We start from the raw sequence: 17,362 nt of genomic DNA, 5'->3' as shown, positions 1-17,362 counted from the left end.
GCGCCGCCCCGCCACCCCGGCCGGGTGAGCCGGGGTCTACGCGTCGGCGGCCTGCGCGTCGTCGCTGCCCATCGCGTCGAGGATGAGCTGCTCGCCGTGCGCCGCGTGGCGGCGGGCGAGCTCCTCGGCGTGGGCGGCGTCGCCGCGGACGATGGCGTCGAGGATCGCGGCGTGGTCCTCCCACACCCAGGCCGGCGAGCCGCCCTGGAGCAGGACCTCGCCCATGACGCGCTGGACGTTGCGCCACATCACCGCGGTGCTCTCGACGAGCAGCGGGTTGCCCGAGGCCTCGACGACGCCGCGGTGGAACTCGACGTCCGCCGAGATCATCCGGGCGAACGCGCGGTCGGCGAACGCCTGCTCACCCAGCCGCACCACCTCGGAGATCTCCTCGAGCCAGGCCTCCGTGCGGCGCTCGGCGGCGAGCCGGGCGGCGTAGCCGTCGAGCAGCTCGCGCAGGTCGTAGAGGTGGCTGACGAACTCCCGGTCGAGCGGGGCCACCTCGAGGCCGCGCCGGCCGAACTCGCGCACGAGGCCCTGGTTGCGCAGCAGCAGCAGCGCCTGCTGCACGGGCTGGCGGGACACGTTGAAGCGTTCGGCCAGGTGCTCCTGGCGCAGTGGGGTGCCCGGCGTCAGCCGGCCGGTGCAGATGTCGTCGACGATCGCGTCGAACACCTGCTCCGTGCGGGACGGAGGGGTCGGCAGCGCGGTCACGGCCGGCACTCCCGGAGCGGCTCCGCGAGCGGCACGGAGGGCCTCCTCGGAGATCCGGCGGCAGGGGCGTCGACCGCCCAGCCTAGCGCCTGTCGGGGAGCGACTTCCGAGCCAACTCTTGACTTCTGAATTCAGAATGCGTCACGGTGGGCGTGGGCCGGATCACGTGGCGTGCATCACCGGAGGCAATCGAGGAGTGCCCCCGGTCCTCGGTTTCACACGACCGGTCCGTACCCGGATCACTCGAGGAGGAGAGGGACGGATGGCGGAGGGTGGAACGAGGGGTCCGGTCGTCGTCGCCGACCTGGTCGCGCGGTTCTTCCGCGACCACGGCGTGCGCCGGGTGTTCGGTCTGCAGGGCGGGCACATCCAGCCGGTCTGGGACCAGCTGGCCCGGCTCGGGGTCGCGATCGTCGACGTCCGCGACGAGGGCTCGGCCGTGCACATGGCCCACGCCCACTCCGAGCTCACCGGCGAGACCGCGGTCGCGCTCGTGACCGCGGGCCCCGGCGTCACCAACACCGTCACCGCCGTCGCCAACGCCTCCATCAGCCGCGTCCCGCTGCTGGTGTTCGGCGGCTGCCCGCCCCGGCCACAGGCGAACATGGGCCCGCTCCAGGACATCCCGCACACCGAGATCCTCGCGCCCGTCACGCGGCTGTCCCGCACGCTGCGCCAGCACGACCAGGTGCTGCGCGAGCTCGACGAGGCCTGGGCCCGGGCGTCCGGCGATCGCGGCGAGCCGGGCCCCGTCTACGTCGAGATCCCCACCGACGTGCTGCGCCAGGAGGTCCCGCCCGCGCTCGTCACCGACGAGCACCTGCGCGCCAAGCCCCGCCGCCGCCCGCAACCACACCCCGACGACGTCGCGGCGGTCGCCGAGCTCGTCCGGAACGCGCAGAAGCCGGCGGTCATCTCCGGTCGCGGCGCCCGCGTCACGGACGGCCGCGAGCTGGTGCGCTTCCTCGACGCCAGCGGCGCGGCGTACCTCGACACCCAGGAGTCGCGCGGCCTCGTGCCTGCCGAGCACCCCGCGGGGGTCGGCTCGGCGCGCTCGGCCGTCATGCGCGACTGCGACCTGCTGATCACCGTCGGGCGTCAGCTCGACTACCAGCTGGGCTTCGGATCGCCCGCGGTCTTCCGCAACGCGACCGTGGTGCGGATCGCCGACACCGCGAGCGAGCTGATCGACAACCGGCGCGGCGAGGTCGAGATCCTCGCGGATCCGGCAGGCGCCCTGGCGGCGCTCGCCACCGCCCTCGACGGACACGCCCCGGACACGTCCTGGCGTGACGAGCTGCGCGCCAAGCACGAGAAGCGCAGCTCGGAGTACAGGACGGCGATGGCCGAGGCGCCCGCGGGCTCCGACGGGCTCATGCACCCCAACCGCATCTTCGCCGCGCTCGACGCGCTCGACGGCACGGACAGCCTCGACCTCGGCGAGACGATCATGGTGGCCGACGGTGGCGACCTGCTCTCGTTCGCCCGCCTCGGCATCACCCGCTGCGCGCGCTACCTCGACCCGGGGGCCTTCGGCTGCCTCGGCGTCGGCACCCCGTTCGCGATCGCCGCGGCCCTGGCCCACCCGGAGCGCCCGGTCGTCACGGTCACCGGTGACGGCGCCTTCGGCATCTCGGCGACCGACATCGACACCGCGGTGCGGCACGGCGCGAAGGTCGTCGTGATCGTCTCGAACAACGCCGCCTGGAACATCGAGCGCTACGACCAGCAGGAGAACTACGGGCTGGTCGTCGGCACGGAGCTGGCGTTCTCCGATTACGCGGCGCTGGGACGCAGCCTCGGTGCGCACGGCGAGCGGGTCACCGATCCCGCCGACCTGCCGGACGCGATCCGGCGCGCCCTCGAGAACGCGCCGGCCGTCGTCGACGTCGTCACCAGCCGCGACGCGCCGTCCCCCGACGCCGACAAGGGCCTGGGCTTCGTGCCCGACTACCAGGCCCTCACGCCCTGGAACGACGCGGAGATCGAGCGGAGGAAGGTCTGATGGCGCAGATGGAGGAGTGGGCGTTCCCGACCCGCTACGACCAGAGCTACCTGCCGGATCCGGGGTCGCCGTACTGGTTCCCGCACCGGGAGACCATGGATCCCGAGGAACGCAACGCCGCCGTTCTCCCGCGCCTGCGCGAGGTGATGGAGTACGCGTACGCGAACTCGTCGTTCTACAGGAACAAGTGGGACGCGGTGGACTGCAAGCCCGCCGACATCACGTCGTGGGAGGCGTTCGAGCAGGTCCCGGTGGTGACCAAGGCCGAGATGCGCCAGGCGCAGGCCGATCACCCACCGTTCGGCGACTACCTCTGCATCGAGCCGACCGACGTGCACCACATCCACGGCACCTCGGGCACCACCGGCCAGCCCACCGCGTTCGGCATCGGTCGGCGCGACTGGGAGGTCATCGCCGACAACCACGCCCGCATCCTCTGGGGGATGGGTGTGCGCCCCGGCGACACCGTGTTCGTCGCGGCCCTGTTCTCGCTCTACCTCGGCTCGTGGGGCGCGATGGCCGGGGCGGAGCGGCTGCACTGCCGGGTGCTCCCGTTCGGGGCCGGCGCGCAGGGCATGACCTCCCGCGCCGTGAACTGGCTGGCCCGCCTCAAGCCGACGGCCTTCTACGCGACGCCGTCCTACGCGCTGCGCCTGGCCGAGGTCGCCGAGCAGGAGGGGATCGACCCGAAGGAGTTCGGCCTGAAGGTCATGTTCTTCTCGGGCGAGCCCGGCGCGTCGGTGCCCAAGGTGCGCTCGGCGATCGAGGAGGCGTTCGGCGCCACGGTGATCGACTGCGGGACGATGGCCGAGATGACGCCGTTCATGTCGGCGTCGGCGACGGCGGGCACGCCCGACGGCATGCTGCTCTGGCAGGACATCGTCTGGCACGAGGTCTGCGACCCGGACACGTTCCGGACCGTGCCGTACGGCTCCGAGGGCACGCCGGTCTACACGCACCTCGAGCGCACGTCGCAGCCGATGATCCGGCTGGCGTCCAACGACCTGACCCGCTGGGTCATGGAGGACAACCCCTGCGGGCGCACGTACCCGAAGCTGCCGCAGGGTGTCTACGGGCGGATCGACGACATGATCCACATCCGGGGCGAGAACGTGTACCCCACCGAGGTGGACAACTACCTGCGCGGCGTCGACGGGTACGGCGGCGAGCACCAGATCATCGTGCGTCGCACCGGCGTCATGGACGAGATGATCGTCCGCGCCGAGACGACCCACCCCGAGGGCCAGCGCGAGGACTTCGAGCAGCGCACCGGCTCGGGCCTGCAGTCCTTCCTGGGCGTCCGCGTGACCTTCGAGTCCGTCGACGCCCACACCCTCGAGCGCGCGGAGCACAAGTCGCGCCGCGTCGTCGACGAGCGCGAGCACACGAAGCGCTGAGCCCATGTGAGCGAAATTCGGGGCTATAGCCCCGAATTTCGCTCACGTCACCCACACGGACCCACCTTCAAGGAAGAGGGGAGTACCTCGTGAACGACAGTCAGGCGCTGGGAGAGAAGCCCGCACCGTTCGGCGCCCCGGAGACGACGGCGACACCGGGGGAGGCCGGAGGCTTCTTCGAGTCCGGTCGTCCGCGCCTCGGCGGCCTACAGGACCCCGTGCGCTTCAGCGACGCGCAGGCGGCGGTGATCAACGCCGCGGCCGACACGATCATCCCGCCGCACCCGGACTGGCCGACGGCGAGCGAGCAGGACCTCGTGACGTTCGCGGGCCGCTACATCACCCCGAGCGGCTACCGGAACAAGCACTTCCCGTTCGCCACCGAGGACGAGTTCAAGGCCGGTCTCGACCGGCTGGGTCAGGGGTTCGTGGACGGCTCGGCGGCGGACAGGACGAGCGCGATCGCCGCCCTCGAGAACGCCGAGGACCCGCTGTTCGAGCAGCTGCGCGCGCTCGTCTACTACGGCTACTACTCGCGCCCGACCGTGACGCTCGCGATCAACCGCAACCTCCCCGCCGGACGCGACTACCACGGCCCGCCGCTGCCCTACGGCTACCTGCAGACCACCGAGCCGTGGGACGAGGAGCTGCTGACGCAGGCGCAGGAGAACGGCTCCTATCTCGAGACCGACGAGGTCGTGCGCGTCGACCTCTCCCAGCTGTCCTGGACGAAGTGAGGCGATCATGGCCGCATACGAGGAGACCGACGTCCTGGTCATCGGCGCGGGGCCCGGTGGCGCCGGGATCGCGCTGAAGCTCGCCAAGCAGGGCGTCAAGGTGACCTGTCTGGAGCAGGGGCCCTGGGTCAAGCCGACCGACCACCCGCACTACCACGACGAGTGGGAGCTCGAGAAGCAGCGTGGGTGGGCCTACGACCCGAACGTCCGCCAGCTGCCCGAGGACTATCCGGTCACCGGCACCACGACGCCGTACATGATGAACAACGTGGGCGGCTCGACCGTGCACTACGCGGGCCACTGGCCGCGCTACAAGCCGGTCGACTTCCGCAAGGGCACCGAGCACGGCCTCGAGGGGACGATCGACTGGCCGATCTCCTACGAGGACCTCGCGCCCTTCTACGACGAGAACGACGAGATCTACGGCATCTCCGGGCGCATCGGCGACCCGTCCTACCCGGATCGCAAGCAGGCCGTCCGTGACCCCGAGGTGCTGCCCGGCAAGCTGGGCCTGAAGTACGCGAAGGCGTCGCGTGACCTGGGCTGGCACTGGTGGCCGTCGGACAACGCGGTGATCACCGTCCCGCGGGAGAACCGCGAGGCCGACCAGGCGATGGGCAACGAGCTCTCGGGCAGCCCGACGGGCTCGCTCTCGACGCCGGCGAACGCGCACTGGCCCTACGCGATCCGGGCCGGCGCCGACCTGCGCACCAACGCCCGCGTCGAGACGATCAACGCCGACGGCGGCAAGGCCACCGGCGCCACCTACCTCGACCGCGTCACGGGGGAACGGCACGAGATCCGCGCCAAGATCGTCGTGCTGGCGGCCAACGGCATCGGGTCGCCGCGCCTGCTGCTGCAGAGCGCGCAGAAGGGCCACCCGGACGGGCTGGCCAATTCCAACGGCATCGTCGGCAAGTACCTGATGCACCACGTCTTCGCGTTCTGCGACTCGTGGTTCGACGAGCCCATCGAGGGCTTCAAGGGCTCGTTCGGCGCGCCCCTCTATTCGCACGAGTTCTACCACACCGACGTCAGCCGGGGATTCGTCAACGGTTTCGGCATGCAGGTCGCGCGCAGTTTCGGGCCCGCCTACGCCGCCATGGGGACGCACACCGGCTACACGGCGCCGTGGGGCGAGAAGCACCGCGAGTTCTTCGACGGCCACTTCGCCAACCACCTCATGGTCTTCATGTTCGGCGAGGACCTGCCGGTGGAGTCGAACCGCGTCACGCTCGACCCGCACGTCACGGACTCCTCGGGGCTGCCGGCCGCGCACGTCGAGTACGCGCTGCACGACAACGACGTCGCGCTCGCGCACTACGGCATCGAGAAGATCTTCGAGGCCACGCGGGCCGTCGGGGCGACCGAGACCAACGACACCGGTGTCCTCTACCCGCCGCCGGGCTGGCACCTCATGGGCACCTGCCGCATGGGCAACAACCCCGGCGACTCGGTGCTCAACAAGTGGTGCCAGACCTGGGACGTGCCGAACCTGTTCGTCGTCGACGGCAGCACGCTCACCACGGGCGCCGCGGTCAACCCGACCTCGACGATCGGTGCGCTCTCGCAGCGCACCGGTGAGTACATCCTGCGCAACTTCGACCACATCACCGCGCAGAGGACGACGCCCAGCAACGCCGACGCCCCGACGATCTGATCCGTCTCCGGGGGGAGTCACAGGAGTTCACGAGATGACATCGACTTCCCCCGGAGCGGGGGTCGACCGCGTCTACCAGAAGATCACGCGACGGCTCGTCCCGTTCCTGTTCGTCTGCTACGCCGCGGCCTACCTGGACCGCGTGAACGTCGGGTTCGCGAAACTGCAGCTGCAGGACGACCTCGCGTTCTCCGACACCGTCTACGGCATCGGCGCCGGCATCTTCTTCGTCGGCTACATCGTGTTCGAGGTGCCGAGCAACCTGCTGCTGCACAAGGTCGGGGCGAAATGGTGGATCGCCCGGATCATGGTGACGTGGGCGCTGATCTCGGGCGCCATGGCGTTCACCAGTTCGGCGACGATGTTCTACGTCCTGCGGTTCCTGCTCGGCGTCGCCGAGGCCGGCTTCATCCCCGGCATCCTGCTCTACCTGACCTACTGGTTCCCCGCCCACCGCCGCGGCCGGGTGACTGCGATCTTCCTCGCCGCCATCCCCGCCGCCACGATCGTCGGCGGCCCGCTCTCGGGCTGGATCCTCTCGGCGCTCGACGAGGTCGGCGGCCTCGGCGGCTGGCAGTGGATGTTCCTGATCGAGGCCGTCCCGTCGCTGGTGCTCGGCCTGCTGGTGCTGCGCTACCTCGACAACACGGTCGACGACGCCCGGTGGCTCACGGCGGAGGAGAAGGCCGTGGTCCACCGGGACCTCGCCGCGGAGGAGGCCACCCGCGAGGGCGGTCACGGCAGCGTCCGCGCCGCGATGCTCAGCGGCCGGGTGTGGCTGCTCTGCGGCATCTACTTCACGATCGCGCTGGGCATCTACCTCGTCAGCTTCTGGCTGCCGACGATCATCAAGAACTCCGGCGTCGACGACACCCTGACGATCGGGCTGCTCACGGCCGTGCCCTACGTCGTCGCGGTGGTGGCCATGGTCGCGTGGTCGGCGCACGGCGACCGCACGGGCGAGCGGCGCTGGCACACGGTGATCCCGTGTCTCGTCACCGCCCTCGGACTCGTGCTGACGGCGGTCTTCCTGCAGAACACGGCTCTGGCGGTCGGCGCCATGGTGCTGGTGGCGGCGGGCGTGTCCACGGCCCAGGCGGCGTTCTGGAGCATCCCCTCCGCGCTGCTCTCCGGCGCCGGGGCCGCCGCCGGCATCGCGCTGGTCAACTCGATCGGCAACATCGGCGGCGCCGTCGCGACCTCGCTCGTCGGCTGGCTCTCCGACCTCACCGGCTCGGCCGCGTCGAGCCTCTACCCCTTCGGCGCGGTGCTGCTCGTCGGCGGGCTGCTCGTGCTGCTGGTCCCGCGATCCGTCGACGACCGCGTCGGCACCGCGCGCACCCCCGGACAGGACCTACCATCGCCGCGATGAGGTACGAGGTCACCGACGACGACACCGCGAGCGCCCTGGGCAGCGGCGACGTCCCCGTGCTGGGCACGCCCCGGCTGATCGCCTGGCTCGAGGCGGCCACGGTGGTGGAGGCCGCGCCCCGTCTCGCCGACGGGCAGACGACGGTCGGTGCCGCGATCCGGGTCCGGCACCGCCGGCCCACGCCGGTCGGCGGCACGATCGACGTCTACGCGACGCTGACCACCGAGGGCGACCGGCTCACCTTCGACGTCAGCGCGATCGACGGCGACGGCCACTACGTCGCCGACGGCGAGATCGACCGGGTCGTGGTGGAGCGCGCCGCGTTCGGCTAAGGGACGATCGAGTCGACGTACCCGCCGTCGACGCGCACGGCCGCGCCGGTGGTCGCCGAGGCCAGCGGCGAGGCGAGGTAGGTCACGAGGTGGGCGATCTCCTCGGGCTCGATGAGGCGCTGCAGCAGCGACTGCGGCCGATAGGAGATCATGAACTTGCGCTGGGCCTCGTCCCAGGGCAGGTCGTCGCCGACGAGCTCGCGGACGAACCCTTCGACGCCGCCGGTGTGCGTGGGGCCGGCGATCACGGAGTTGACCGTGACGCCGGTGCCCGCGGCCTCCTTGGCGAACCCGCGGGACACGGCGAGCAGGGCCGTCTTCGACATCCCGTAGTGGATCATCTCGGCCGGGATGACGACGGCGGAGTCGCTGGCGATGTCGAGCACCCGGCCCCAGCCGCGGGCGGTCATGCCCGGCAGGTAGGTGCGGATCAGGCGCGTCGCGGCGAGGACGTTGACCTCGAAGTACCGCCGCCAGTCGTCGTCGGAGATCTCCAGGGCGGGCTGCGGGCCGAAGATGCCCAGGTTGTTGACCAGCACGTCGACGTGCGGCTCCCGCGCGGCGACCTCCCCGGCCCCCTCGGCCGTGGCCACGTCCGCGACCACCCCGACGACCTCGCCGCCGGTCTCGTCGCGCAGCTCCGTCACCGCGGTGTCCACCCGCGGCGCCGTCCGCCCGTTGACCACCACGCGCGCGCCGGCACGGGCGAGGTCGGCGGCGATGGCTCGCCCGATGCCCCCGGTCGAGCCGGTGACCAGCGCGGTCCGTCCGGACAGGTCGAGCTGCATGGCGCACTCCTCGGAGATCGCGGACGTTCCGGGTGGGGGAACCGCCCGATGGCGACGAAGCTTCCCGGGTCGGGTCCTACACTCGGTGCCATGGCGGGGCGCATCCGGGACGCGGACATCGCGGAGGTCCGCGACCGCAACCGGGTCGACGAGCTCGTCAGCGAGTACGTCGCCCTGCGGCGCGCCGGCGGCGGCTCGGTGAAGGGCCTCTGCCCGTTCCACGACGAGAAGTCGCCGTCGTTCACCATCCGGCCCAGCCACGGGACGTTCCACTGCTTCGGCTGCGGCGAGCACGGCAACGTCATCGACTTCATCATGAAGATCGAGCAGCTCGGCTTCGTCGAGGCCGTCGAGAAGCTCGCCGACCGCATCGGCTATCGGCTGACCTACGAGGGCGGCGGGTCGAGCGTCCAGAAGGACCGCGGCACCCGCGCCCGCCTGCTGGCGGCCAACAAGCTCGCCGCCGAGTTCTACGCCGAGCAGCTGCGCGCGCCGGGGGAGGCCCAGCGGGCCCGCGAGTTCCTCCAGGAGCGCGGCTTCGACCAGGCGGCCGCCGAGGAGTTCGGCTGCGGGTTCGCGCCCTCGGGGTGGGACAAGCTGACCAAGCACCTGCTCGCCCAGGGCTACACGCTCGACGAGCTCGAGAAGGCCGGCCTGTCGCGCCCCGGGCAGCGCGGCCACATGGACCGCTTCCACCGCCGCCTGCTGTGGCCGATCCGCGACCTCGGCGGCGACGTCGTCGGCTTCGGGGCGCGGCGGCTGTTCGACGACGACCGCATCGAGGCGAAGTACCTCAACACCCCCGAGACGCCCGTCTACCACAAGTCGAAGGTGCTCTTCGGGCTCGACAAGGCCAAGCGGGAGATCGCGAAGACCCGTCAGGCGGTGATCGTCGAGGGCTACACCGACGTCATGGCCATGCACCTCGCGGGGGTGACCACCGCGGTGGCGAGCTGCGGCACGGCGTTCGGGGACGAGCACGTCGCGGTGCTGCGCCGCCTGCTGATGGACGACTCGTTCGACCGCGGCGAGGTCATCTACGTCTTCGACGGCGACGCCGCCGGGCAGGCCGCGGCGCGCAAGGCCTTCGAGGGCGACCAGCAGTTCGCCACCCAGACCTACATCGCCGTCGCGCCCGAGTCGATGGACCCGTGCGACCTGCGCCAGGCCCGCGGTGAGGTGGCGCTGCGCGACCTGGTGGCCCAGCGCGCCCCGCTCTACTCGTTCATCATCCGCGGCATCCTCGACGAGCACGACCTCGCCACGGTCGAGGGCCAGGTGGCCGCCCTGCAGCGCGCGGTGCCCGAGGTGGCCCGCATCCGCCGCGAGGACCTGCGCGACGGCTACGCCCGCCGGCTCGCGGGCTGGGTCGGCTGGACCGACGAGGCGCAGGTGGTGCGCCGGGTGCGCGAGACCGCGGGCGCGCCCGCCGACGCCCCCGCCCGCCGCGCCCCGGCCCGGCGGGCCGCCGGCCGCGGCTCCGGGGGCAACGGCTCGGGGACCGGCACCGACGGCCCGCCGCTGCCCGCGCGCGACGACCCGCGCCTGCGCGTGCAGCGTGAGGTGCTCAAGGCGGCGCTGCAGTCGCCGGCGCTGGCCGGGCCCGTGTACGACTCCCTGCCCGAGGACGCGTTCAGCAACGACGCCTACCTCGCGGTGCACCGCGCGGTGCTCGCCGCCGGGGGCACCTCGGTGGGCTGGTCGGGCTCGGCGTGGATCGCCGCCGTCGGGCAGGAGGTCCCCAGCGGCTACCGCTCGCTGGTCCACGAGCTCGCCGTCGAGCCGCTGCAGACCCGCGAGACCGACGAGCACCGCTACATCACCTCGATGATGAGCGCGCTGCAGGGCACGCTGGTCGAGCGCCAGGTGTCGGAGATCAAGTCACGGCTGCAGCGCCTGTCGCCGCTCAACGACGCCGACGAGTACCACGAGCTCTACGGCGACCTCGTCGCGCTCGAGCAGTACAAGAAGGCGCTGCGGTCGCAGGCCGCGGGCGCGGTCTCGCTGTGAGCGGCCTGCTCGACCGCCTCGGCGCCCTGCTCACCGGGCGCGAGCCGGTCCCGGAGGGCTTCGCCGGCACGCTCGACGAGGGCGAGCGGGTGATCGCCGACGGTCGCGGGCCGCGCGGGTCGATCGTGCTGGCCACCGACCGCGGGCTCTGGCTCCCGCCGGCGGGGTCCGGCGAGGGGGCGCACCGCGTGCCGTGGCACCTCGTCACCAAGGCCACCTGGGCCTCGGGTGCGCTCGAGGTGATCGAGGCCGACGAGGTCGAGGAGCTCGCCGGCGGCGTCGTCGTGCTCGCCGACCGTGCGCCCCGCCGGGTGCCGCTGACGACGCCGGGCCGCCTGCCCGAGACCGTGCACCGCCGGGTCACCGCGGCGGTGAAGGACAGCCAGCACCACGATCTCGGTGACGGCGAGAGCGAGGGGGGCGCCTGGTTCGTGCAGCGCCGCGTCCCCGGGGCCGGGATCGTCCTGCACGTGCGCCCCGACCCCGGCACCGATCCGGAGGTCGTGCGCACGGTCGCGGCCGGGGTGGGGGAGAAGCTGCGGGACGCCCGCCCGTGACCCTCACCTGGGACCCGGAGCTCTACCGCCGTCACGACGACCACCGTGCGCGCCCGTTCCTCGACCTCGTCGCCCGGATCGGGGCGACGGCGCCACGGGAGGTCGTCGACCTGGGGTGCGGGCCGGGGCACCTCACCGGTGTCCTCGCCCGGCGGTGGCCGCACGCGCGGGTGCGGGCGTCGGATGCGTCGCCCGACATGGTCGCGGCGGCCCGGGAGCACGGCGTCGAGGCCGAGCTCGCGGACGTCCGGGACTTCGTCCCCGGCCCCGAGGCCGACGTCGTCGTCAGCAACGCGGTGCTGCACTGGGTGCCCGAGCACCGCGAGCTCCTCGCCCGCTGGGCCGGCGACCTGCCCGCGGGCGGCTGGCTCGCGGTGCAGATGCCGGGCAACGAGCGGTCTCCGTCCCACGTGATCGCGCGCGACCTCCTGGCCGGCCCGGACTGGGCCGACCGCGTCCCCGCCGGCCTGCCCGCCTACGGCGTCGGCCCGCCCGAGGAGTACGCCCGGCTGCTCGCGGCCGCCCGTCCCGGAGGTGTCGTCGACTGCTGGGAGACGACCTACCTGCACCCTCTGACGGGGGACGACCCCGTCGGCGACTGGATCGCGGGCACCACCCTGCGTCCCGTGCGCGACGCGCTCGACGACGACGGGTGGGAGCGCCTGCGCGCGGAGCTCGCACCCCGCCTGCGTGACGCCTACCCGCCCGGCGACGCCGGCGTCACCTGGTTCGGCTTCCGCCGGGTGTTCGCCGTACTGGGGGCCTGACTCAGCGCCCCGAACCGTTGGCGGCGGCACGGCCCGGCGCGGACGGCTCGGCGCCGCCCGCCGTCTCGGCACCACCCGACGGCGCGACCTTCTCCTTCGCGAGCGCGACGCCCGTCTGGACGGCCTCGCCGGCCTTCGCCCGGGCGACGCCGGCGGCGCCCTGCACGCTCGGGTGGTCGGCCACCTGGCGGTACGCGCGCGCGATCTGCTCGTAGCGCTCCCGGCCCGCGCGCGTCCCCAGGACGTACCCCACGCCGGCACCCAGCAGGAACGGAATGATCTTCATGCGTTCTCCTCCCCGACGTCTCGTGGCGCCCATCCTGCCCCACCCCGCACGGAAAGGCGGTGGGGCCCGTGGGGTAGCGTGTAGGAGTCCGCAAGGACACCACGGTCCTCCGTAGCTCAATCGGCAGAGCATTCGACTGTTAATCGAAGGGTTACTGGTTCGAGTCCAGTCGGAGGAGCCGAAACCCCAGGTCAGCGCGCTGGCCTGGGGTTTTTCTGTTGATCGGGCCCGCCGGCCCGGGTGGCGGTCCTGAGTGATCGACACCTTCGCGTGCCCGAGCTCCGTGGCCGAGTAGTGAGCTCGGATCAGCCGTCGATCCGTTCGGAGAGGGTGGCGACCCCGGGGCCGGACAGTTCGGCGGTGATGCCGCGACGCCCGGCGATCGCCATCAACAGGGCCTCGCCGCTGCCGGTGATCTCGGGCCCGTCGCCGGTGCTCCAGTCGATGTCGGTGGCGGTGAGCGTGAGGCGGTTGATCCGCTTGGCCGCGCCGATCGTGGGCGCGGTCTTCGCTGTGTCGAGAGCGGCGATCAGTCGATCGGCCGGTATCTCACGCGGGAGCCCGAAGGGCCGCCGGATGTCCTGGTGGTGGATCATGCCGTCGGTCAGGGCGATCTTGCCTCCCATCATCGCGGTCAGCCCCGCCGGTTCGGCCATGTCGGTGCGCTCGTCGCCGGCCAGCCCCATCGTGTCGACCGCCGCGGTCACTGCTGGCCCTCGACCATCTGCGAGTAGGCCGCGAGCAGTGCGACCCAGCCACCACCGCCGTGCTCGATGGCGCCGTAGACGCCCTCGCCGCCGACCAGGCGCTCGAAGTGACGGTGCTCGACCTCGACGGTGGTCTGCTCGGGACCGTCGGCGTGGAAGCGGACCTCGATCTCGCTGGCGTGGGACGGGTCGGGGTCGAACTGCCAGTCCCCGCCGATCTGCCAAGTGAACACCACCCGCTCCGGGGGCTCCCAGCTCAGCACCCGACCCCAGTCGCACTCGCTGCCGTCGGCGCCGCGCTCGAACCAGCGCCCGCCCTCCTGCGGTTCGAGGACCACGTCGGCGACCTCGGCACTGCCGATGTGGTACTGGCGCGGCCACCACGCACCGAAGTGGCCGGTGAACAGCTCGAAGGCGCGGTCACGGCTGACGTTGACGGTGGTCTTGCCCTCGATCGCCGGGATCGGCGCGGTCATGGCATCCCCTTGGTGGAGCGGTTCGGGTGGTCGATGTCGGGGTGGTCGGTGCCGGCGGTCTCGTCGGCGACGGTCTGCTCGGCGAACTTGTGGAAATCGGCCAGGGCGTGCTCCCACACGCCGTCGAGCCACGAGCGCAGCGCGGCGACGCCCTGGGGGTTGAGCCGGTAGATGCGCCGAGTGCCCTCGGCGTGCGCGACGACCAGCCCACCGTCCTTGAGCGCCTTCAGATGCTGCGACACCGCCGGGCGAGAGATCGGCAGTTGCTCGGCGAGTTCACCCACCGAGCTGGGCCGCTGCGCCAGCGTCTCGAAGATCGCGCGGCGCATCGGGTCGCCCAGCAACCCCAGTCCGGCATCTCGGTAAGCTGACACGAACGGTAAGCCTAGAACGACGGAGAGCGTCGCGGAAGTGGTGGGACCCGGCCGACGCGCACGAGCGTCCGGAGGTCGTCCGAGCCCTGAGGGTTCCCCAGGTCGAGTGAACCCGTGCCCGTGTCGAGTGAACCTCGGCGTGGACACCTGGTGCGGCCGGTCGGGGGCCGGGCACTCTCTGTTCCGAGCCGGTGAGCAGTCCCGGTGTACCGGTGCCCGGGGGCACCGACGGCGAAGTGGTGGGCCGGACCAGGCAGCTGGGGAGCGGGCCCCCGGCCCACCACTCTCGCGGTCCCTAGCGCGGAGTCGTCGTCGGCGTCGTGCTGCTCGAGGACGGCTCGGGGGTCGTCGTCGGCGGGGTCGTCGTCGGCGCCGGGGTTGTCGTGTTCGCGCGCGGGGCGGTCAGCGCGGTGGGGCAGTTGACCGGCTTGGACACCCCCGCGCTGGGGACGCTGGTCCAGGTGCCGGCGGTGGCCGAGACCGTGACGGTGATCCCGACGCCCAGGGTGGTCGTGGTCGTGAGGGTCGTCGACGTGGTGGTCACCGTCTTGGAGGGGGGCACCCCGAGGTTCAGCGTCCGGGTCGAGTCGACGGTGTACTGCCCGGCCCCGCTCACCGCGTTCCAGCTCACCGGGATCGTGGCGGTGGTGACGAGGCCGCTGGTGGCGCACGTGATGGTGCCGATCGTGACCCCCGTCGGAGCGCTGATGCTCCCGGCCCTGGCCGTGGCCGTCCCGGCGTTGCGGGAGAGCCACGCCGCGGCCGCCACGCCGCTCCCCGCGAGCAGCAGCGTGACGACCACGGCGGCGACGGCCGCCGTGGACCACCGTCGCGGGCGCGTCAGGCGCTGGTGATCGCGACGGTCACGGGGATGGTGAAGGTCGCGTTCTGGCATCCGTTCTCCGAGGCGCTGGTCATCGACGCCGCACCGGTGAGGGTCAGCGTCGCCGAGGAGTTCGCGGGGATCGCGGTGCCCGGCGTCGCGCCGGTCAGGCTGACGCCGGTCGTCGCACACGTCCCCGTCCCCCCGGACGCCGTCGGCGCGCCGTTGGCGCTCACCGAGGTGACGGTGACCGGGTAGACGTTCGGGTTGTTGACGGTCAGCTTCACGTCGCCGCTGGTCCCGGGGTAGAGCAGGTTGGTGGTGATCGCCGTGCCGGCGACGGCGGTCGTCGTCGGTGGGACGGCCTGCCCTCCCCGGGCCGTGCCGGTGCCGCCGCCGCTCGAGAGCCAGGCCGCCGAGGCGAGCCCGGCGCCCAGCAGGACGGCGACGGCGACACCGGTTACGCCGACGGCCGGGAGGCGGCGGAGGAACCACCGCCACGACCGCCGCCGCTGCGACGACCACCGGGCGCGTCGCGGTGACATCGGGCTACTGGGCCGCGGAGGCCAGGCTCGCGGTGAGCGGCAGCACGAAGGTCTGGTTCTGGCAGGCGTTGTCGGGGTTGCCGATCATCTTCGCCGTCAGCGTGTAGGTGCCGGTGGCCCCCGGGGCGATCGTCCCGGACGGGTTGGTCAGCCCGGCGGTGGTGACGGTGCCGGCCGGGCAGCTGCCGGCGGTGGCGTTGGAGCTGCCCGGCGAGACCGAGGCCACGATCACCGGGTAGGCGTTGGGGTTGTTGATCGTGACCGTCGCGGTCGTGGTGGCCCCGGGGTACAGCCCGGCCGCCCCGGTCGCGGGCGTGATCGTCGAGTTGACGGCCTGGGTCGAGCTGCCCTCGGCCGTACCGGCGCCGCTAGAGAGCCATGCGGCGAGCGCGACGCCCGCGACGCAGGCCAGGGCGATGCCGCCGGCGACGGCGCCGAGGCGCCTCTTGTTCTTGGTCTCCACGTCGAACACTCCTCTCGGACGTCGGCCCTTCTCCGACGTTCGCCCGAGGAATAGTCCAGATGGAGCAGTGTCCATTCGCCGAGGGCGCTAGTTCACCGCATCGATGGGCGCGCCGTTGCCGGAAGCCCCGGTCGGACGACGCTGGACCCGGTACAGGCGTTGCGCTCCCCGGACACCCTTGAACTTGCGCGGGGCCGCCGCGCGGAAGCGGAACGGCGGGTCGTCCCCGCCCGCGGCCAGGACGGCGTCGTGGACCGCGGCCGTCACCGTCACCTGGTCCGGGCGCGCCGACTCGGTGACGCGGCTGGCGAGGTTGACCGGCGGGCCGAACCAGTCGCCCGCGTGCGGGACGCCGACGCCGTTGGCGACGCCGACGCGCAGCGCGGGACGCCCGTCCTGCGGGCCCGCCCAGGTGTCGACGAGGTCGAGGGCGGCGCTCACGAGCAGCGTCGGGTCGGGGGACACGAGCATCACCGCGTCGCCGATCGTCTTGGCCAGGCGCACCGGCCGCACCGACACCTCGGTGGCGCAGGCCGAGAGCATCTCGGCCACCTCGCTGAGCTCGACCGCCGAGACCGTCTCGCCGAGGTCGGTGAAGCCCACCAGGTCGGCGAAGCACACCGTGACCTCCTGGGCGCCCTGCAGCCGTCCCGCACTCGACTCCTCGACGGCGAGCGCGTGCGAGCGGATGCGGTCGGCCAGCGCGGCGGCCACGAGGTGGACCAGGTGCAGCGAGTCGTCCTCGACGATGCGGCGCGCCTCGGTGGCGTAGCGCAGCGCCATCTCGGGCTCCGGCTCGCCGGGCCGCAGCAGCGCCTCGCCGAGCAGCCCGCCGAGGGCGTCGGCGATGTTGAGCACGCCCCGGCCGATGGCCCGGACGACCGGCATCAACTCCTCGTCGGAGAAGCCCAGGCTGCGGTAGCGGTGGATCCGCTGCGCGATCTCGACGTCCTCGTCGGTGTAGATCGGCTCGTCGGGATCGGCGGCGAGCGGCCGGCCGAGGGCCTGGAACCAGCGCCGCACGACGTCGGCGTCGATGTCGGCGATGCGGCACACGTCGGTCAGCGAGTGGCCGTCCTCGGGCCGCAGCGTGCGCTCGAGCAGCAGCAGCCCGAGGCGGTCGCGCGCGATCGCGTCGCGCATGGCGTCGATGGCCACGCCGTCGGCGGCGAGCGACTCGAGGACCGAGACGCGGGTGCGCCGCGCGTCGCCGGCGAGACCCTCGAGCAGCCCCGCCCGCTCGTAGTCGCCCTCCGCCCAGACCGACCGGATCCGCGCCGGGATGGGCAGCGACGGGCGGTGGCGCGGCGGCACCTGCTCATGGTGCCAGGGGCCCCGGACACCGACAT

At 72.6% G+C, this 17,362-nt stretch carries 19 protein-coding genes and 1 tRNA gene; 11 read left to right on the top strand and 9 right to left on the bottom strand.

What is annotated here, in order from left to right:
- Nucleotides 1-36 precede the first annotated feature (36 nt).
- Nucleotides 37-714, bottom strand: coding sequence for a GntR family transcriptional regulator (locus WCD41_RS25025; RefSeq protein WP_337717628.1), 678 nt, complete (start codon nt 712-714; stop codon nt 37-39).
- 262 nt (nt 715-976) lie between these two features.
- Between WCD41_RS25025 and WCD41_RS25020 the strand changes: the two genes are divergently transcribed.
- From WCD41_RS25020 to WCD41_RS24995, 6 genes are all read left to right on the top strand, one after another.
- The gene (locus tag WCD41_RS25020) at nt 977-2,719 is read left to right on the top strand and encodes a 2-hydroxyacyl-CoA lyase (protein ID WP_337717625.1); all 1,743 of its coding nucleotides are present in this window, start codon (nt 977-979) and stop codon (nt 2,717-2,719) included.
- The gene (locus WCD41_RS25015; protein ID WP_337717623.1) at nt 2,719-4,116 is read left to right on the top strand and encodes a phenylacetate--CoA ligase family protein; all 1,398 of its coding nucleotides are present in this window, start codon (nt 2,719-2,721) and stop codon (nt 4,114-4,116) included. Before WCD41_RS25020 ends, WCD41_RS25015 begins: the two co-directional genes overlap by 1 nt.
- A gap of 89 nt (nt 4,117-4,205) precedes the next feature.
- A complete protein-coding gene (locus tag WCD41_RS25010; RefSeq protein ID WP_337717621.1) occupies nt 4,206-4,853 on the top strand; it encodes a gluconate 2-dehydrogenase subunit 3 family protein in 648 nt (215 codons plus the stop codon).
- Between the two features lie 7 nt (nt 4,854-4,860).
- Nucleotides 4,861-6,513: a GMC family oxidoreductase gene (locus tag WCD41_RS25005; RefSeq protein ID WP_337717619.1), complete on the top strand. Its 1,653-nt coding sequence runs from the start codon at nt 4,861-4,863 to the stop codon at nt 6,511-6,513.
- Nucleotides 6,514-6,547: 34 nt separating this feature from the next.
- Complete coding sequence (locus WCD41_RS25000) at nt 6,548-7,885, top strand: MFS transporter (RefSeq protein ID WP_337717618.1); 1,338 nt, start codon at nt 6,548-6,550, stop codon at nt 7,883-7,885.
- Complete coding sequence (locus WCD41_RS24995; protein ID WP_337717616.1) at nt 7,882-8,217, top strand: thioesterase family protein; 336 nt, start codon at nt 7,882-7,884, stop codon at nt 8,215-8,217. The genes WCD41_RS25000 and WCD41_RS24995 overlap by 4 nt, the downstream gene beginning before the upstream one ends.
- Here WCD41_RS24995 and WCD41_RS24990 read toward each other — a convergent pair.
- Nucleotides 8,214-9,005: an SDR family NAD(P)-dependent oxidoreductase gene (locus tag WCD41_RS24990; RefSeq protein WP_337717614.1), complete on the bottom strand. Its 792-nt coding sequence runs from the start codon at nt 9,003-9,005 to the stop codon at nt 8,214-8,216. The genes WCD41_RS24995 and WCD41_RS24990 overlap by 4 nt on opposite strands.
- Before the next feature lie 90 nt (nt 9,006-9,095).
- Here WCD41_RS24990 and dnaG point away from each other — a divergent pair, with 90 nt between their 5' ends.
- The 3 genes from dnaG to WCD41_RS24975 are packed head-to-tail and all read left to right on the top strand — an operon-like array spanning nt 9,096 to nt 12,339.
- Nucleotides 9,096-11,015, top strand: coding sequence for a DNA primase (gene dnaG / locus WCD41_RS24985; RefSeq protein ID WP_337717612.1), 1,920 nt, complete (start codon nt 9,096-9,098; stop codon nt 11,013-11,015).
- On the top strand, nt 11,012-11,572 hold the full coding sequence (locus WCD41_RS24980; RefSeq protein WP_337717610.1) for a hypothetical protein: 561 nt from the start codon (nt 11,012-11,014) through the stop codon (nt 11,570-11,572). The genes dnaG and WCD41_RS24980 overlap by 4 nt, the downstream gene beginning before the upstream one ends.
- Nucleotides 11,569-12,339: a trans-aconitate 2-methyltransferase gene (locus WCD41_RS24975; RefSeq protein ID WP_337717608.1), complete on the top strand. Its 771-nt coding sequence runs from the start codon at nt 11,569-11,571 to the stop codon at nt 12,337-12,339. The genes WCD41_RS24980 and WCD41_RS24975 overlap by 4 nt, the downstream gene beginning before the upstream one ends.
- A 1-nt stretch (nt 12,340) precedes the next feature.
- On the opposite strand, the gene WCD41_RS24970 is transcribed toward WCD41_RS24975, so the two are convergent.
- Nucleotides 12,341-12,625, bottom strand: coding sequence for a hypothetical protein (locus WCD41_RS24970; RefSeq protein WP_337717606.1), 285 nt, complete (start codon nt 12,623-12,625; stop codon nt 12,341-12,343).
- Between the two features lie 105 nt (nt 12,626-12,730).
- Between WCD41_RS24970 and WCD41_RS24965 the strand changes: the two genes are divergently transcribed.
- Nucleotides 12,731-12,803: transfer RNA gene (locus WCD41_RS24965), tRNA-Asn, on the top strand.
- A gap of 127 nt (nt 12,804-12,930) precedes the next feature.
- Here WCD41_RS24965 and WCD41_RS24960 read toward each other — a convergent pair.
- The 3 genes from WCD41_RS24960 to WCD41_RS24950 are packed head-to-tail and all read right to left on the bottom strand — an operon-like array spanning nt 12,931 to nt 14,152.
- Nucleotides 12,931-13,311 carry a maleylpyruvate isomerase mycothiol-dependent enzyme family protein gene (locus WCD41_RS24960; protein ID WP_337717604.1) on the bottom strand — a complete coding sequence of 127 codons (381 nt, stop codon included), beginning with the start codon at nt 13,309-13,311 and terminating at the stop codon, nt 12,931-12,933.
- A 17-nt stretch (nt 13,312-13,328) separates the two neighbouring features.
- Nucleotides 13,329-13,808 (bottom strand): SRPBCC family protein, encoded by a 480-nt coding sequence (locus WCD41_RS24955; RefSeq protein ID WP_337717602.1) that lies wholly within the window; start codon nt 13,806-13,808, stop codon nt 13,329-13,331.
- Entirely contained in the window at nt 13,805-14,152 is a 348-nt protein-coding gene (locus WCD41_RS24950; protein ID WP_337717600.1) for an ArsR/SmtB family transcription factor, read from the bottom strand. Before WCD41_RS24950 ends, WCD41_RS24955 begins: the two co-directional genes overlap by 4 nt.
- A gap of 350 nt (nt 14,153-14,502) precedes the next feature.
- Here WCD41_RS24950 and WCD41_RS24945 point away from each other — a divergent pair, with 350 nt between their 5' ends.
- A complete protein-coding gene (locus tag WCD41_RS24945) occupies nt 14,503-15,036 on the top strand; it encodes a hypothetical protein (protein ID WP_337717598.1) in 534 nt (177 codons plus the stop codon).
- On the opposite strand, the gene WCD41_RS24940 is transcribed toward WCD41_RS24945, so the two are convergent.
- The 3 genes from WCD41_RS24940 to WCD41_RS24930 all read right to left on the bottom strand — a co-directional run bounded on the left by WCD41_RS24940 (nt 15,023) and on the right by WCD41_RS24930 (nt 17,327).
- Complete coding sequence (locus WCD41_RS24940) at nt 15,023-15,550, bottom strand: hypothetical protein (RefSeq protein ID WP_337717596.1); 528 nt, start codon at nt 15,548-15,550, stop codon at nt 15,023-15,025. The genes WCD41_RS24945 and WCD41_RS24940 overlap by 14 nt on opposite strands.
- A 4-nt stretch (nt 15,551-15,554) precedes the next feature.
- Entirely contained in the window at nt 15,555-16,013 is a 459-nt protein-coding gene (locus WCD41_RS24935) for a hypothetical protein (RefSeq protein WP_337717594.1), read from the bottom strand.
- Nucleotides 16,014-16,100: 87 nt separating this feature from the next.
- The gene (locus tag WCD41_RS24930; protein WP_337717592.1) at nt 16,101-17,327 is read right to left on the bottom strand and encodes an adenylate/guanylate cyclase domain-containing protein; all 1,227 of its coding nucleotides are present in this window, start codon (nt 17,325-17,327) and stop codon (nt 16,101-16,103) included.
- Between the last annotated feature and the right edge of the window lie 35 nt (nt 17,328-17,362).

The sequence above is a fragment of the Actinomycetospora aeridis genome (assembly GCF_037400275.1).
Classification (GTDB): Bacteria; Actinomycetota; Actinomycetes; order Mycobacteriales; family Pseudonocardiaceae; genus Actinomycetospora; species Actinomycetospora aeridis.
The sequence above is the reverse complement of the archived record's forward strand: the minus strand, read 5'-3'. Positions and strand labels throughout refer to the sequence as shown.

What these genes read in the sequence shown, in the direction of transcription:
- WCD41_RS25020 (WP_337717625.1), top strand. Translation starts at nt 977, where the DNA reads ATGGCGGAGGGTGGAACGAGGGGTCCGGTCGTCGTCGCCGACCTGGTC.
- WCD41_RS25015 (WP_337717623.1), top strand. Translation starts at nt 2,719, where the DNA reads ATGGCGCAGATGGAGGAGTGGGCGTTCCCGACCCGCTACGACCAGAGC.
- WCD41_RS25005 (WP_337717619.1), top strand. Translation starts at nt 4,861, where the DNA reads ATGGCCGCATACGAGGAGACCGACGTCCTGGTCATCGGCGCGGGGCCC.
- WCD41_RS25000 (WP_337717618.1), top strand. Translation starts at nt 6,548, where the DNA reads ATGACATCGACTTCCCCCGGAGCGGGGGTCGACCGCGTCTACCAGAAG.
- WCD41_RS24995 (WP_337717616.1), top strand. Translation starts at nt 7,882, where the DNA reads ATGAGGTACGAGGTCACCGACGACGACACCGCGAGCGCCCTGGGCAGC.
- WCD41_RS24990 (WP_337717614.1), bottom strand. Translation starts at nt 9,005, where the DNA reads ATGCAGCTCGACCTGTCCGGACGGACCGCGCTGGTCACCGGCTCGACC.
- dnaG (WP_337717612.1), top strand. Translation starts at nt 9,096, where the DNA reads ATGGCGGGGCGCATCCGGGACGCGGACATCGCGGAGGTCCGCGACCGC.
- WCD41_RS24970 (WP_337717606.1), bottom strand. Translation starts at nt 12,625, where the DNA reads ATGAAGATCATTCCGTTCCTGCTGGGTGCCGGCGTGGGGTACGTCCTG.
- WCD41_RS24960 (WP_337717604.1), bottom strand. Translation starts at nt 13,311, where the DNA reads ATGGGGCTGGCCGGCGACGAGCGCACCGACATGGCCGAACCGGCGGGG.
- WCD41_RS24955 (WP_337717602.1), bottom strand. Translation starts at nt 13,808, where the DNA reads ATGACCGCGCCGATCCCGGCGATCGAGGGCAAGACCACCGTCAACGTC.
- WCD41_RS24940 (WP_337717596.1), bottom strand. Translation starts at nt 15,550, where the DNA reads ATGTCACCGCGACGCGCCCGGTGGTCGTCGCAGCGGCGGCGGTCGTGG.